The 15,413-nt window shown below is 60.9% G+C and carries 15 protein-coding genes, 1 tRNA gene and 1 pseudogene; 7 read left to right on the top strand and 10 right to left on the bottom strand.

The window, feature by feature from the left end; translation table 11 throughout:
• Positions 1-1,062 carry an AbrB family transcriptional regulator gene (locus tag TG4357_RS12430; protein ID WP_058263226.1) on the bottom strand — a complete coding sequence of 354 codons (1,062 nt, stop codon included), beginning with the start codon at positions 1,060-1,062 and terminating at the stop codon, positions 1-3.
• A 250-nt stretch (positions 1,063-1,312) separates the two neighbouring features.
• On the opposite strand from TG4357_RS12430, the gene TG4357_RS12425 reads away from it, so the two are divergent.
• Genes TG4357_RS12425 through TG4357_RS12420 form a run of 3 tightly spaced genes read left to right on the top strand, consistent with a single transcriptional unit; the run spans position 1,313 to position 2,581 of the window.
• The gene (locus TG4357_RS12425; RefSeq protein ID WP_058263225.1) at positions 1,313-2,125 is read left to right on the top strand and encodes a class I SAM-dependent methyltransferase; all 813 of its coding nucleotides are present in this window, start codon (positions 1,313-1,315) and stop codon (positions 2,123-2,125) included.
• Between the two features lie 28 nt (positions 2,126-2,153).
• A complete protein-coding gene (locus TG4357_RS19525; protein WP_158509074.1) occupies positions 2,154-2,342 on the top strand; it encodes a hypothetical protein in 189 nt (62 codons plus the stop codon).
• On the top strand, positions 2,261-2,581 hold the full coding sequence (locus TG4357_RS12420) for a dehydroquinate synthase/iron-containing alcohol dehydrogenase family protein (RefSeq protein ID WP_074646877.1): 321 nt from the start codon (positions 2,261-2,263) through the stop codon (positions 2,579-2,581). Before TG4357_RS19525 ends, TG4357_RS12420 begins: the two co-directional genes overlap by 82 nt.
• A 6-nt stretch (positions 2,582-2,587) precedes the next feature.
• Here the strand turns inward: TG4357_RS12420 and TG4357_RS12415 are convergent, their stop codons facing one another.
• Positions 2,588-3,334, bottom strand: a complete 747-nt coding sequence (locus TG4357_RS12415; RefSeq protein ID WP_058263223.1) for a FadR/GntR family transcriptional regulator — start codon at positions 3,332-3,334, stop codon at positions 2,588-2,590.
• A 98-nt stretch (positions 3,335-3,432) separates the two neighbouring features.
• Positions 3,433-3,618 (bottom strand): annotated as a pseudogene (locus tag TG4357_RS20070) (helix-turn-helix domain-containing protein); the annotation flags it as partial.
• A 423-nt stretch (positions 3,619-4,041) separates the two neighbouring features.
• Here TG4357_RS20070 and TG4357_RS12410 point away from each other — a divergent pair.
• A complete protein-coding gene (locus TG4357_RS12410) occupies positions 4,042-4,791 on the top strand; it encodes a glucose 1-dehydrogenase (RefSeq protein WP_058263222.1) in 750 nt (249 codons plus the stop codon).
• Positions 4,791-5,882: a CaiB/BaiF CoA transferase family protein gene (locus TG4357_RS12405; protein WP_058263221.1), complete on the top strand. Its 1,092-nt coding sequence runs from the start codon at positions 4,791-4,793 to the stop codon at positions 5,880-5,882. The genes TG4357_RS12410 and TG4357_RS12405 overlap by 1 nt, the downstream gene beginning before the upstream one ends.
• A 127-nt stretch (positions 5,883-6,009) precedes the next feature.
• On the opposite strand, the gene TG4357_RS12400 is transcribed toward TG4357_RS12405, so the two are convergent.
• From TG4357_RS12400 to speB, 7 genes are all read right to left on the bottom strand, one after another.
• Positions 6,010-6,420, bottom strand: coding sequence for an AMP-binding enzyme (locus TG4357_RS12400; RefSeq protein WP_058263220.1), 411 nt, complete (start codon positions 6,418-6,420; stop codon positions 6,010-6,012).
• Between the two features lie 2 nt (positions 6,421-6,422).
• Positions 6,423-6,566 (bottom strand): hypothetical protein, encoded by a 144-nt coding sequence (locus TG4357_RS19810; protein WP_233487494.1) that lies wholly within the window; start codon positions 6,564-6,566, stop codon positions 6,423-6,425.
• Positions 6,567-6,591: 25 nt separating this feature from the next.
• Positions 6,592-7,767 (bottom strand): acyl-CoA dehydrogenase family protein, encoded by a 1,176-nt coding sequence (locus tag TG4357_RS12395; RefSeq protein ID WP_058263219.1) that lies wholly within the window; start codon positions 7,765-7,767, stop codon positions 6,592-6,594.
• A 12-nt stretch (positions 7,768-7,779) separates the two neighbouring features.
• On the bottom strand, positions 7,780-8,859 hold the full coding sequence (locus TG4357_RS12390; protein ID WP_074646873.1) for a phosphotransferase family protein: 1,080 nt from the start codon (positions 8,857-8,859) through the stop codon (positions 7,780-7,782).
• Positions 8,860-9,141: 282 nt separating this feature from the next.
• Positions 9,142-9,215, bottom strand: a tRNA-Gly gene (locus tag TG4357_RS12385).
• 91 nt (positions 9,216-9,306) lie between these two features.
• Positions 9,307-11,358: an ASKHA domain-containing protein gene (locus tag TG4357_RS12380; RefSeq protein ID WP_058263217.1), complete on the bottom strand. Its 2,052-nt coding sequence runs from the start codon at positions 11,356-11,358 to the stop codon at positions 9,307-9,309.
• Between the two features lie 165 nt (positions 11,359-11,523).
• A complete protein-coding gene (gene speB / locus TG4357_RS12375) occupies positions 11,524-12,483 on the bottom strand; it encodes an agmatinase (RefSeq protein WP_058263216.1) in 960 nt (319 codons plus the stop codon).
• Between the two features lie 131 nt (positions 12,484-12,614).
• Between speB and guaB the strand changes: the two genes are divergently transcribed.
• Both guaB and TG4357_RS12365 read left to right on the top strand, forming a co-directional pair.
• Entirely contained in the window at positions 12,615-14,063 is a 1,449-nt protein-coding gene (gene guaB / locus TG4357_RS12370) for an IMP dehydrogenase (RefSeq protein ID WP_058263215.1), read from the top strand.
• Between the two features lie 94 nt (positions 14,064-14,157).
• The gene (locus TG4357_RS12365; RefSeq protein WP_058263214.1) at positions 14,158-15,351 is read left to right on the top strand and encodes an RsmB/NOP family class I SAM-dependent RNA methyltransferase; all 1,194 of its coding nucleotides are present in this window, start codon (positions 14,158-14,160) and stop codon (positions 15,349-15,351) included.
• The last annotated feature ends 62 nt before the right edge of the window (positions 15,352-15,413 follow it).

Raw genomic sequence — 15,413 nt, 5'->3', positions numbered from 1 at the left:
TCAAAGCCGGTCCTTGGGGCGGATGCGGGCGATGACGGCCATTTCGATAACCGTCAGGATGATGCGGTAAACATGATGCAGCGTGACCAGCGCCGGATTGGCCTGCAGCGACAGCGCGATCAGGCCCATTTCGGTGACGCCGCCGGGGGCGAAGGAGATCATCAAGACATCGAAGGCCGCGCCGGTGAACCGGTGCAGCAGCACCGCGCAGAGCGCCCCGAGCGCCAGCATCACCGTGACCGAGATCAGCGACAACCCCGCCGCGACCACCATCATGCGGCCCTTCAGCCCGGTGAAACGCATGCCCAAGGAGGTGCCGATCACCACTTGGCTCAGGTTGATCACCCATTGCGGCAGCGCCAGATCGGCCAACCCCAGAACGGTGACAATGGCGGCGGCGATCAGCGGGCCGGTCAGTTGCGCGGCGGGCAGCTTGATCGTGGTGCCGATGAACAGCCCGGTCAGGCCGACGGCAAGGGCGACGGGCAAGGCGCTGAGGCTGGTTTCGGCAGAGCCGAGGGACAGGCCACCGGCGCTGCCCACCGGCGCACCATGCCAGAGCGACAGACCGATCGGGACGATGGAAATGACGGTGATGATGCGGAAAAACTGCTGCATGGTCAGCACGGCAAGATTGGCCCCGGCTTCTTCGCCCATGGCCAGCGATTCCATCAGCCCGCCGGGGGTGCCGGAATAGAACGCGGTGGGGCGGTCATAGCCGCCCAAATGGCGGAAGATGACGTAATTCAACCCGTGGGCGGCAAAGACGAAGCCGCTGAGCACCGCGAGCGAAGCCAGTAGCGACGGGATTTCAGGCAGCAGGTCGGCATGAACCCGCGATCCGATCATCACCCCGATCAGCGACATGAAGACGATGCGGAATTTCATCGGGAATCGATAATCGTCGGGCAGTTTGTCGGCAAAGACCGTTGCGATCAGCCCCGAGATGATCAGCGGGCCCATCATGAAGGGCAGCGGCAGATGCAGAAAGGATGCCGCAAAGCCACCAACCCCGCAAAGGGCGGTCAGGATCAGCGTCTGCAAGGCGAGCTTTAGGGTCATGCTGTCGGATTGGTTAGGGTGGCGATAGTTATATGACAGAGCTAATCAGCGGGGGCAAGGCACCGCGCTTCGACGGCGATGCGGGGTTCGGGGGCAGGTGGTGCTGGGCGGCATCAGTTGCGGAATATCCCGGGCGGCGATTGCAGATTTCGGGTGGGTCGCCATTCTGGCTTGTGCAATGGCTTGGGGGCTGAACGCTTGACGGCGACCCGATGGGGGGGCGCGAATGGGCCGGGGACCATGTGACGGTATGACCAAAGACAGGATCCGCACGTTCACGATGGCGAACCGGGCGGCGTGGGACGCTTCGGCCCCGCTTCACGGTACGGGGGCGCATTGGGAGCAGCTTCTTGCGGATGCGGCGCGATCGGGGTTTTCGGTGCTTGATGCGCATTTGACCGCCACCCTGCGCCAGCTTGACCTGAGCGGGAAAACCGCCGTGCAGATCGGGTGCAACAATGCCCGTGAGTTGCTGTCACTGGCGGCTTTGGGGATCCGTCCCGAAATGGGCATTGATCAGTCATCCGCTTTCTTGGCGCAGGGGCGGCAGCTTGCAAATGCGGCCGGGGTGCAATTGCGGCTGGTCGAGGCGGATATCTATGATTTGCCCACCGGATTGGGATCGTTCGATCTGGCGCTGATCACCATCGGGGTTTTGAACTGGATGCCGGATCTTGAGGCGTTCTTTCGGGTCGTTGCGGGGCTGCTTTCGGGCGGCGGCAGATTGGTCATCTACGAAACGCACCCGTTTCTTGAACTGTTCGACCCGGCCAGCGCCCGGCCGCATGAGCCCGCCTTCAGCTATTTCGAAACGCAGCCGCAAGAGGTCAACGAGGCGATCGCCTATGATGGTCAGGATCACGGCGCGGGGGAAACCGGATATTGGTTCATTCATCCGCTGGGCGATATTGTCACCGCCTGCATCCGGGCCGGTCTGCGGGTGGTGGAGCTGACAGAATTTCCGCACACTATCCGGGAACCGGAATATGACATCTACGAAGGCCGTGCGGCACAGGTTCCGATGAGCTTTTGTCTGGTGGCGCAGAAGGATGCGGCGCTGTAAGGGGTATGATCCTAAATCCCTTTCAACATTGAGTATTGTAATTGATTTGCTGCCCGCAGCGGGATTCGCTTTGCGTCTGGTGCAACGGGTGGCGGATGGCTGTTTCGGTGCGCCTTTCACGGCAAGCGCCGGGAAATGGGCTTTGTCCTGCACGGTGCCAGTGATCCGATTTGGCCAGCCGTTGGACGAAGAGATCACCAAGCAAATTTTCAACTGATCATTGTCGCCACAACCTTGGACGCAAGGAGCGAGCGCAGGGCGGCGCCCGCTGCAGATCTTCTGGCGCAGCTCATTACCGAACTGGGTTTGCCGCGCGGGTTGATGACGGCGGGCATTTCGCGCGATGATTTTGCCACGATTGCAGAGGCGTCCCTGCAAACGCCTTGGGTGCCAAAGAACCCGCGTCGGATTACAAGCGCCAAGGATGTCCTGCAAATTCTTGATCTTGCCGCCTGATCGCGGTCATTCACCGGCTTTGGCGGGGAATTCGGCGGGACCGGTGATGTCGAGGCTTGCCAACTCGTACCCTTTGCGGAAATCGTTCAGGTGCTTGATCATCCATTCCTTGGCTTCGGCCGCATCACCCCACTTGATCGCCTGAACGATCTTTTCATGCGCGGTCAGCAAGCGTTCGCTGGCATTCAGGCTGGTCATGACGGTCTGGAATGACGGGTAGAACAGATCACTGATCGGCAGCCGCAGCGATTGGATGACACGGTTGTTGGCAGCCACGGCAATAAGTTCGTGGAATTCGATGTCGAGTTTGACCAGTTCGTCCGGGTCATCCATTGCCGCCTTGGTGCGGGCAATATTATCGTCCAGTGCCTTCAGGTTATCTATATCGCGCCTGTGCGCGGCCGCTTCGGCGGCAACGGGATCCAGGGCTCGAATGGCTTCCCAGATTTCTTCGAAGGTCACGCCGTTCATTACCATCGGCGTGACCAACCGGCGGGACATTTCTTCGGTATTGGGGCGCGACACAAAAAGTTTGCGCTTGCCTTCTTCGCGATGCAACAGGCCCTGTTGTTCAAGTGCGCGGATCGCCTCGCGGACGGTCGAGCGGTGAATTCCATTCTCGCTTGCAAGCACAGTTTCTGCGGGCATACGCGCACCGGGCTGCAATTCGCCAGAGAGGATTTTCTGCTGTAGCGCCTTTGCCAACTGACGGAAAACCGGAAGTTCGTCTTCGGAATCGAGGTTCAATTTCATCGGTGTTCTCTACTGCAGGAGCCTAAGTCTTTATTATACATATTGACCGACGCATTACGAGAAATAATCCACTTTCCTTGTATTTGTGTCGGGCATAACTATCGCGCCGTCCAATTTTCCCGATACAGCGCCGGGGATGTGCCTGTCCAGGCGTGAAAGGCCCGAAAAAAGGCACTTGGTTCGGCGTAGCCCAACAGGTCGGCCACTTGCGCCACGGACATATCGCTTTGGGTCAACAGTTGTTTTGCTTTGGACTGGCGCAGTTCTGCTTTCAGGTCGCGAAAACGGGTGCCTTGATCCTTGAGCTATCGACGCAAGGTGCTGGGCGACATGTTCAGCCGGGCCACCAGATAACTGAAATCAGGCCAGTCCTGCGCCGGAGTGTCAGCTAGCAAATCGGCCCAAGCAGGACGATCAGCAAAGTGCGATAGGCAAAGGGGGACGGGACCGATGCGGTGAGATCAATCATGTTTAGAATATGGCGCTTTCGATCACTGATTGGACCCCAAATGTCATTTTTTGCAACCTTCCCTCTCCTTACCGATGGCGCAGCAAGATGAGGGGGCTAGTGGTCGCCTTGTTCCCGAGGCGACGATCTGGCTCAACGGACCCAAGGCGGCCTGAAATCTGAATTTCATTATTGTCCGTCAGTAAATGGGATGTTAGGATTTTCCGTACGATTAATGTCGGCATAAAAGGATTGGGATATGCTTGAAAACAAGATCGCACTGGTCACCGGGGCGTCTTCCGGTCTGGGGTATCAATTTGCCCTGACCCTGGCCGCGCAGGGGGCTGCGGTGGCGGTTGCCGCGCGCAGTACTGACAAGCTGGCCAAGCTGGTGGCCGAAATCGAAAGCCGGGGCGGCAAGGCCATGGCTTTCGCCTTTGACGCTGCCGACCCTGCCGCGCCCGACGCGTTGATTGCGGCGGTTGCAGAGCGCATGGGCGTGCCCGACATCTTGATCAACAATGCCGGGATCAGCCTGCCGGCGCGCGCCCACAAGGCGACGCTTGATGATTTCGAACAGACCATGGCCGTCAATGTCCGCGCACCTTGGCGGCTGTCGCAGCTTTGTGCCGCGCGTTGGATCGATGCGGGGACAGGAGGTTGCATTGTCAATATTTCCTCGATGCTTTCGACGCGCGTCGCCAAGGGCGTGTCGCTTTACACCATGTCGAAAGCGGCGATCCGGCACCTGACGGCTGGTCATGCGCTGGAATGGGCCAAATACGGCATCCGCGTGAATGCGCTTTGTCCCGGTTACATTCGCACCTCGATCAACGATGCGTTCTGGGAAACCGAGCAGGGCAAAGCCGAACTCGCCAAGTTGCCACGTCCCCGCGTGGGAGAACCAAAGGACCTCGAAAGCGCCCTTTTGTTCCTTGTCGATCCGCGTAGTCAATTCGTCAACGGCGAAGCGCTGACGGTGGACGACGCACAAAGCTGGGCAATCTGATGGCGTTGAAACCCGGTGCTCTTGACGGCATCCGCATCGTTTCGATGGCCGAGCAATATCCCGGCCCATTCTGCACTATGACGCTTTCCGACATGGGGGCGGATGTGATCCAGGTCGAACGGCCAGGCGGTGATCCTTCGCGGTTTTTACCGTCCTTCTATGAAGCCCTGAATCGCAATAAGCGGTCGGTGGCTTTGGATGCGAGAGAGTCGGATCAGAAGGCGGAACTGCTTAAACTGATTGCCAAGGCGGATGTGTTTATCGAGGGGTTCCGGCCGGGCAAACTTGCCAAGCTTGGGCTTGGATATGCTGATCTGAAGGACATCAACCCGCGGCTGATCTACGCCTCTGTTTCGGGATACGGTCAGACCGGCCCTTATATAATGCGCCCCGCACATGATCTGACGTTCCAAGGTTTGGGTGGCGCAGTTGGCGAGCGCATATCCGGCGATGTGGAGGGTCTTCCGCCCGCAGCTCTGCTTGGTGATACGATGTCAGCGCTTTATACGACGATCGGGATCCTGTCGGCGCTGGTAGCGCGCAATCGGACGGGGCAGGGCACCTATATCGATCTCGCGATGAACGATGCTGTCTTGGCGCTTCAGACGTCCATGATCGCTGCCGATGCAGCAGAAGATGCTGCTTTGCCGCAGCGCGATCCGGGGTACGATCTGTACCAGACCGCCGATGGCCGCTGGCTTACCACCTCGGTTGCGCATGAAGATGCCTATTGGGATCAGCTTTGCCGCGATGTGGGGGTCGAGGACGGGATTGGCCTGACCCGACCCGATCGGGTCGCGCGCCGTGCGGAATTGGTCGGCAAAATAGCCGAGCGGATTCGGCGCAAGCCTTTCGCGCATTGGCAGACGCTGTTCGAAGCGTCGGGGCAGATGTGGGGACCGGCTTTGAAACGCGGGGAATTGGCGGATGATCCGCAGTTACAGACGCGCAAAATCTTCGCCGAAGTCGTCCGCCAGGACGGCACGCAGCAGCGCGTTATACGCCAACCGATCAAGTTTTCTGCCTTTGACAACGCCCCGCTGCGGCCAGCGACTCGGGTGGGGGAACACAATGGCGAAACCTTCGACTGAACCGGTTTAGACGGTACGCAGGGGCTCTGGCGACCTTGCGGCCGCGATACCCAGAACTGCGGCACCGGAGCAGGCAGGAAAGCCCGTACCGCCCGGTGCGAGGTGATCGCCCCGGGCGCGGGTCGGTTCAGGCGTCTTGCCCTTCGAACTCCTGCTGCTTCAACAGACGGCGCTGGATCTTGCCGGTCGCCGTCTTGGGCAATCCATCGACAAAGGCGATGCGGCGGGGATATTTGTAGGGGGCCGTCAGCGCCTTGGTGAATGTCTGCAATTCCTTGGCCAGCGCGTCACTCGGCGCATGGCCTGGCTTGAGGATGATGAAGGCTTTCACCACTTCGCCGCGTGTCCCGTCCGGGCTGGCCACGGCGGCGCATTCCTGCACGGCCTGATGTTCCATTAGCGCGTTTTCCACTTCCATCGGCCCGATGCGATAGCCCGAGGAATTGATCACATCGTCATCCCGCCCGCCAAAGAACAGATAGCCGTCCTCGTCTTTGCTGGTGATATCGCCGGTCAAGAACCATGTGGTGTCCTCCACCGTCAGATAGGTGTCTTGCGTCTTTTCCGGATCGTTCCAATAGCCCAGGCATCCACCACGTCGCCGCCATAGTTGAACTGAGCGGGCAGCTTCCATTCGAAGCTTTTGCTGGTGGTTTCATAGCTTGTCATCTCGACACGTTTCATCTTGTTTTCCTCCCCAGAAAGCCGCTTAGCCGTTCTTCATGATCCGACGCGAGATTGCCCATTTATGGACCTCGGACGGGCCATCATAGATGCGGAAGGCACGGGTTTCGCGGAAGATTTGCTCGACCACCGTATCGCCCGTCACCCCCATGCCGCCGAGCACCTGCACGCAGCGATCCGCGACGCGGAACAGCGCTTCGGACACCGAGGTCTTGACCATCGAGCTTTCGTGCCGACCGTGTTCACCCTTGTCGAGCAGCGCGCAGGCCCACCAGACCATCAACCGGCATTGCTGCAATTCCATTTCGTTTTCGGCCAGCATCGCGCCGATTTCGCCGTGCCGTCCGATCGGTTTGCCAAAGGCCTCGCGCTTGCGGGCATAATCGAGCGCAATCCGCTGCGCCCGGACCGTGCCGCCCAGCCAGCGCATGCAATGGGTCAGCCGGGCCGGGGCCAGCCGCACCTGGACATAGCGAAAACCTTCGCCGACCTCGCCCAGCACGTTTTGAGCCGGGATGCGCAGATCGTTGAATGTCACTTCCCAGTGGCCATTGGTGAAAGAACTGTCGAGCGTGTCCAATTCGCGCGACAGTTCGATCCCCGGCGCATCCATGTCCGAGATCAGCATCGTCGGCCCGCCGGGTTTGTCGCCGTCAGCTTCGACATCGCAGAAGATGATGGTAAATCCCGCGCCCTTGGCGCCGGTGATCAGCCATTTGATGCCGTTTACCACGAAGTCGTCGCCGTCATAGCGTGCCTTGGTTTTCATCGCCGACGGATCGGCACCGGCCCCCCAAGGTTCGGTCATCGAGAAACAGGAGCGGAAGTCACCGGCGGCAAAGGGCTTCAGCCAGCGTTCTTTCTGTGCTTCGGTCGCCACTTTGTCGAGCAGGTTCATGTTGCCCTCATCCGGGGCGGCGCAGTGCATCGCGATGGGGCCAAGGGGCGACAGGCCGCAGGCTTCAAACGCAATCGCCATGCTGACATGATCAAGTCCCATACCGCCCCAGCGTTCGGGCACATGCGGTGTAAACAGTCCGGCGTCGCGCGCCAAGCCGTTGAGTTCGATGCGCAATTCCTCGGTCGGGCCGTGGGCTGTATTGCGCGGGTCTTTTTCATACGGCGCGATCTTGTCCATGACAAAGGTTTCGATGCGGGCGCGCAGCGCGTCCTGTTCGGGGGTTGGGTCAAAGGCAATCATGAGCAGTCCTTGTCAGAAGTGGTGGCCATTGGCGACATCCATGCCAAAGCGCAGAAGGCCAAGGGCGAGGGTGTCAAAATTGGCGTATTTAGGGTCATCGGTCCCGCCGGTTTCGTACCGGCGGTAAAGCTGTTGAAAGACTACGGCGAGCCGCAGAGCGGCCAATACGCGGTAGAAGGTGAAACCCTGCAAATCCCGGCCGCTGATCTTGGCATATTGATCCGCCACCTGTTCGCGTGTGGGAAAACCGTGGCCCGCCGTGGGCATCTGCCGCAACTGGTGCATGGCTTCGGGGTCTGTTGGTTCGGTCCAATAGCTGAGCAGCACGGCGAGATCGTAGAGCGGATCGCCCAGCGTTCCCATATCCCAGTCGATCAGGGTGCGGGGGGCCAGCGTGTCGGGATCTAGAATGATATTATCGAGCTTGAAATCGTTGTGGATCAAGGTTGACCGGTTCGTTTGCGTCGTTTGATGTTTGTCCAGCCAGTCCAGCAAAGCAATGAGGTCCGGCGGGGTCGTGTCGACCCAACTCAGGTGCGCGCGTTTGGCCCAGCCGCGCAGAGTGCGCGCGATGAAGCCGTCAGGCCGACCAAGATCGCCAAGTCCGCAAGCATCCACATCCACTGCGTGCAGGTCCGCCAGAACACCGACGATCCTGTCCCCCAGATGCCGCCCGATCGGGCCGGGATCAGCCCATTTTTCAATAGTGTCGGACGTAATTTCATCGCTGATGACGAGGCCGGGCCGGTATTCCATCACGAAAAACGGTGCGCCGATGATGGCGGGATCCGCGCAAAACAGCTTGGCATTCGGAACCAGCGGCAATGCGCTGTGCAAATGCGAGAGTATCCGAAATTCGCGCGCCATATCGTTTGCGCCCGGAGGCACTGGACCTAATGGAGGACGCCTCAGCACAACATTTTCGCCGTCAATGCGAAGGAGGAAATTCATGTTTCCGTAACCGGCTGAAAACCTGTGAGGCGCGACGTTGGCATCCAGAGAACGACCTTGGTTATTCAGGTAGGTGTCCAAGCGGTCCCAATCCAGCCCTGGCAGGTTTGGGCGGGATGAGATTTCAAAGGCATGTGTCATGGATGCTCTTCCCATTAATGTCGGACAATAATATTTATAGATGCGACATTAGGCGAAGGCAATTATTTTTTAAGCGGTCACTGATAGGTCGTTCAATCGTTTCTTATGATGTTGTAGGGCCGCGTATCTTGCAGAGCTACAATGGTCAAAAGCCTGACGCCGGGCCATGCGCCAATGGGCGTATGGCTGTATCGGTTCAGCGACGCAAAAAACGGGGGCAGATCGGGAGGGGGGCCTGAATTTTCGTTTGTTTTGTATAAACGATATCTTCGCGCGGCATTTTGGAGCGGGTGAAGGGAATCGAACCCTCGTCATCAGCTTGGGAAGCTACTGCTCTACCATTGAGCTACACCCGCCTGTGCCGGATGAGGTAGCCAATGGGCCGCGTGGCGTCAAGATGGCAAACGCGAAAAAGGGCGCGCGCTTGAGGCTTGGTCGGGGGGGGCGTCAGCCCCGGCGTCTGCGGCGTCGACCGCCACCCGCGCCGTCGCTGCCGGTGTTGAAGCTGATATCGGGCAGGGTGACGACCTGCGCCAGTTCGGGGAATGGATCAATGGCGTGGGGGATCGCGCTGGCCGCGACGAAATGGTCCTGAAAGCGCGGTTCGATCGCGGTTTCGACCTTGGTGATCTGATGCACCACCCGTTCGATTTCAGCCCGCGCCGCGGTGTTGCACAAGGCGATGCGCGCGCCGGTGCCGGCGGCGTTGCCCGCGCTTTGCACCTTGTCCAGCGGCACATCGGGGATCATCCCCAGCACCATCGCGTGTTTGGGCGAAATATGGGCCCCAAAGGCCCCGGCCAGCACCACGCGGTCCACCTTGTCGACGCCCATTTCATCCATCAACAGCCGCGCCCCGGCATAAAGCGCCGATTTGGCCAGCTGGATGGCGCGGATGTCGCCTTGGGTCACGGTGATCAGCGGGCCGCCATCCGGGCTGCCATCCCAAAGCGTATAGGCGTGGGTGCGGCCTTGGGCGATGCAGCGCGGCGTGCCGGTCTGGTCCGCCGATCCGATCAGGCCGGAGCCATCGAGAATGCCGGCCATGCGCATTTCGGCGACCGCTTCGATGATGCCCGAACCGCAGATGCCGGTGATGCCGGTCGCGGCGGCGGCTTCGGCGAAGCCGGGATCGTCTGACCAGATGTCGATCCCGATGATGCGGAATCGCGGGGTTTTCGTCACCGGGTCGATTTCCACCCGTTCGATCGCACCGGGGGCGGCGCGTTGGCCGGAACTGATCTGAGCGCCTTCGAAGGCGGGGCCGGTGGGCGAGGAACAGGCCAGAACGCGGGTTTTGTTGCCCAGCAGCAATTCGGCATTGGTGCCGACATCGACGATCAGAACGAGGTCTTCGGATTTTTGCGGTTCTTCGGCCAGCGCCACGGCGGCGGCATCGGCCCCGACATGACCAGCGATGCAGGGCAGGATATAGACCCGCGCGCTGTCGTTGAGCGTGGTCAGATCAAGCTGGGTTGCGGGCAGGGCGATGGAATCGGACGTGGCCAGCGCGAAAGGGGCCTGGCCCAGTTCGACCGGGTCGAGACCCAGAGCCAAGTGATGCATCACCGGGTTGCAGACAAGGACCGCTTCGTAGATCAGCGCCGGATCGATGCCGGTTTCGGTGGTCAGCCCCTGCACCAGACCGTTCAGGGCCATCCGCACGGCGGTGGTCATGTCGGCCGCGCCGCCGGGATTCATCATCGCGTAGGATACCCGGCTCATCAGGTCTTCGCCAAAGCGGATCTGCGGGTTCATCACCCCCGACGAGGCCAGCACCTGACCGTCGGTCAGATCGCACAGATGCGCCGCGATGGTGGTCGAGCCGAGATCGATGGCGAGGCCGTATAATCCGGCGTCGTGAAACCCCGGCCAGATGTCGAGCAATTGCGCCGGGCCGCCGCGATGGTCCTGAAACAGCGTGACGGTGACTTGCCAGTTTCCCTTGCGCAGGGCCGGTTGCAATTTGGCCAGCACCGCCAGATCGGCGCACAGGTCGTCGATCTGCCATTGGTCGCAGAGCGCCCGTTTCAGCCGTTCCAGATCGCCGGTGGGATCGTGCATGTCGGGTTCGGCCACGTCGACGAGATACTGCCGGGTGGCTGGGTCCATCACGATGGCGCGGACGGTGGCTTCTTTGCGCACCACTTGTTTGTGGACTTGGCTTTCGGGGGGGACATCAATGACCACATCGCCCTGAATGGTGGCCTGACAGCCCAGACGACGGCCCTGGATCAGTCCGCGCTTGTCCTTGTAGCGCTGTTCGACCGCGTTCCAGTCCGACAGCGCGTCAGGTTTGACCGTGACCCCGTGCTTTGGGAAATCGCCGAAGGCCGGGGTGATCTGGCATCTGGAACAGATGCCACGACCACCACAGACGGAATCGAGATCAACCCCGAGTTGGCGCGCCGCGGTCAGCACCGGGGTGCCTTTGGCAAAGCGGCCACGCTTGCCCGAGGGGGTGAAGATGACGAGGGGATCGGCGGGATTGCTGTTCATATCGAGGTCATGCCTGGTTCGCGTGGGACCAGCATAGGGCGTGCCATGCCGGGCGGGAGGCGCGGAACGGCAATTCAGGGTCGGGGCGCGTCATTTTCGGGGTGGCTTCTGCGGCGAGCAGGACACCCGCCCCAACGGGCGGGCGCTATGCTATGCTGTGTTGGTTCAACGAAAACCGCGTTCGTGGAAAATGAATCCCAGCGTGTTGAGCAGCAATTGCGCGGCAAGGATCGCGGTTGATCCGGTGGGGTCGTAATCGGGGGCCACTTCAACCAGATCGAGGCCGATCACGTCGTGATCACGCGCCACCTGTTGCAGGATTTCCAGCACTTCGTAATAAAGAAAGCCGCCATGGCTGGGCGTGCCGGTGCCCGGTGCGATCGAAGGGCAGAAGCCGTCGATATCGATGGTGATATAGACCCGTGCGCCTTTGGGGATGCGGGTGGCCACGGCTTGTGACCCCAGTTTGCGGGCCTGGCGCACTGACAGGATGTCCGATCCCATCGCGCGGGCGGCGTCATAGCCTTCTTTCGCGGTCGACGACACGTTGCGGATGCCGACCTGGGTCAGCCCGGTCACATAGGGTTTTTCCGCCGCGCGGCGCATCGGGTTGCCGTGTCCGAACCGGACGCCGTGGCGTTCATCGACGAAATCGAGATGGGCGTCGATTTGCAGGATGTGGAAATCGTCCTGATCGTCAAAGGCATTGATGCAGGGAATGTTGATCGAATGATCGCCCCCGATCACCACCGGCAGGGCGTCGGCCTTCAGCGCCGCGCGGACGGCGGTTTCGATATTGGCATGGCTGCCGGTGGTGTCGGTATGGACGATATCGGCGTCGCCCATATCGGTGATCCGTACCGAACCGGGCAGGTAGGTGGCATCGTCTTCGTGATCATAGGCGCCAGCATGACCGAAGCTAAAGAGCGTCGAGGCTTCGCGCACCGCACGCGGACCGAACCGCGCACCCGAACGCCATTGGGTGCCCGCGTCGAACGGGGCCCCGATGATGGCGACATCGGTATCGAGCGCGTCCCAATCGGGCTGATAGGGGCGTTTGCCGAAAGTGGCGATGCCGACGAAGGGCAGGTCGAGCCGCCCGCTTTCATAGCCGTGTTTGGTCATCTGGTTTTCCTTTTGCGGTTTCCGACAGATTGGGGGCGATGGGACGCGGCGGCAAGGTTGAATAGGGCTTTCCCTTGGGTCTTATCCATGCAATAGGGGAGCGCCAAACGATCTGTCCATGGAGATGCCAAATGGAGATTCGTGAGGCCCTGACCTTCGATGATGTCCTGCTTGTTCCCGCTGCGTCCAGCGTTCTGCCGTCTACGGCCGATACACGGACCCGGGTGACCAATACGATTGACCTTAATATCCCGCTGCTGAGTTCGGCGATGGATACTGTGACCGAAGCGCGGATGGCGATTGCCATGGCGCAGGCCGGTGGCATGGGGGTGATCCACAAGAACCTGACGGTGGATGAGCAATCCAAGGAAGTGCGCCGGGTCAAACGGTTCGAATCCGGTATCGTCTATAATCCGGTCACACTGCGCGCAGATCAGACGCTGGCCGATGCCAAGGCGATGATCGAGCGGTATAATTTCACCGGTTTCCCGGTGGTGGACAAGGCGGGCAAGGTGTTGGGTATCCTGACCAACCGCGACATGCGCTTTGCGTCTTCTGACGATACGCCGGTTCAGGCGATGATGACGGCGGACAACCTTGCGATGCTGGCGGAACCGGCGGATCTGGAACAGGCCAAGAACCTGATGAAGGAACGGCGGATCGAAAAGCTGCTGGTGCATGACGGGCAGGGGCGTTTGACCGGGCTGCTGACGCTGCGCGATACCGAACAGGCGGTGTTGAACCCCACCGCCTGCAAGGACCATCTGGGCCGGTTGCGGGTCGCGGCGGCGTCTTCGGTGGGGGATGCGGGATTTGCCCGCTCCGAAGCGTTGATCGATGCCGGGGTTGATGTGGTGGTGGTCGATACCGCCCATGGTCATTCGGCAGGTGTTCTTGAGGCGGTCAGGCGGATCAAGTCGCAATCGAATGCGGTGCAGGTGATCGCTGGCAACGTTGCCACCGGCGATGCCACCCGGGCGCTGATCGATGCCGGGGCCGATGCGATCAAGGTCGGGATCGGGCCGGGGTCGATCTGTACCACCCGCATGGTCGCCGGTGTTGGCGTGCCGCAATTGACCGCAATCATGGATTGCTCCCGTGCGGCGGGTGACGTGCCGGTCATCGCCGATGGCGGGATCAAGTTTTCCGGCGATTTCGCCAAGGCGATTGCAGCGGGCGCGTCCTGTGCCATGGTTGGCAGCATGATCGCGGGCACCGACGAAAGCCCGGGCGAAGTGATCCTGTATCAGGGCCGGTCGTTCAAATCCTATCGCGGCATGGGCAGCCTCGGCGCGATGGCGCGCGGCTCGGCTGATCGGTATTTCCAGAAAGACGCGGCCAGCGACAAGCTGGTGCCGGAAGGGATCGAAGGTCAGGTGCCCTATAAGGGATCGGCCGGGGCAGTGGTTCACCAATTGGTCGGCGGTTTGCGCGCGGCGATGGGATACACCGGCTGTGCCACCGTGGCGGAGATGCGCAAAAATTGCGAATTTGTCCGCATCACCGGGTCGGGGTTGAAGGAAAGTCACGTGCATGACGTGCGTATCACCCGCGAAAGCCCGAATTACCGGATCGGATGATGGCAAAGCATGACCATATGGCGGCGCATGGGATGAAACCCTTTCGGGGCGTCCGGTTGCACCGTTTGCGGCCGGGTTTTGAAACGAGCGCGCCATGACACCGGGGGCGCGGATACAGGCCGCTGCGGAAATCCTTGAACTCTGGCTTGATGGCGAGGCAGCGGAAAAGGCTTTGACCGGCTGGGCGCGGCGGTCGCGGTTTGCCGGGTCCAAGGACCGCGCCGCGATCCGCGATCACGTGTTCGATGCGATCCGGTGCAAACGGTCCTATGCCGCGCTGGGCGGGGCATTGACCGGGCGCGGCTTGATGATCGGCATGGCACGGGCGCAGCAGCTTGAAATCGCGGATCTGTTTTCCGGTCAGGGCCATGCGCCCGACCCGCTGAGCGAGGCTGAGTTGGTTTCCGGTGATGCGGCGCAAGGTGCGGCGGCGCTGGATTTACCTGACTGGTTGGAACCGATCTGGCGCGACAGTCTGGGCGCGCAGGCCGAGGCGGCAGCGCTGGCGCAGCAGACGCGCGCGCCGGTGATGTTGCGGGTGAACCTGCGCAAAAGCGACATCGCGCAAGCCCGCGCGGCGCTGAGCGCTGAAGGGATCGAAACCCACCCGGTCGAGATGTCCGATACCGCGCTGTTGGTGGAAACCGGTGCGCGCAAAGTGGCGCTGTCGCAGGCGTTTCAGACCGGTTTGGTGGAATTGCAGGATGGGGCCAGCCAAGCGGTGGTCGATGCTTTGCCGCTGACCGATGGTCTGCGGGTGCTGGATTATTGCGCCGGGGGTGGCGGCAAGACATTGGCGATGGCGGGTCGGGTTGACGCGCGGTTCAGCGCCCATGACATCAATGAGGGCCGGTTGCGCGATTTGCCCGATCGGGCGGTGCGGGCCGGGGTCGAAGTTGCGCTGCTGCCTGCCGGAGATGTGCAGGGTGATTTCGATCTGGTGCTGTGCGATGCGCCCTGTTCGGGCAGCGGCAGTTGGCGCCGGGCCCCGGATGGCAAATGGCGGCTGAGCGCCGCGCAGTTGCAGCAACTGACCGAGATGCAGCGCGATATTCTTGATCAGGCGGCGGGGCTGGTGGCGGCAAACGGGGTATTGGCCTATGCCACCTGTTCGCTGCTTGAATGCGAAAACGGCGATCAGGTCACGGATTTTTTGAAACGGCATCCCGGCTGGACCGAGACCCTGCGCCGCCAATGGCTGCCGGGGGCGGAAGGCGACGGGTTTTTCTTGTCTTGCTTGACTGGTCCGGGCTTTGATGCAATCAAAGGTAGCAATATTTCGGGTTAATCGTCGATTAATTTCTCTCAGCGCCTAATGCGGGAGAAGAATCAGAACGAGAGCTGACGTGT

The sequence above is a fragment of the Thalassovita gelatinovora genome (genome assembly GCF_001458355.1).
GTDB classification, from domain to species: domain Bacteria; phylum Pseudomonadota; class Alphaproteobacteria; order Rhodobacterales; family Rhodobacteraceae; genus Thalassobius; species Thalassobius gelatinovorus.
Note: the sequence above shows the minus strand (reverse complement) of the source record. Positions and strands in the feature narration are given on the sequence as shown.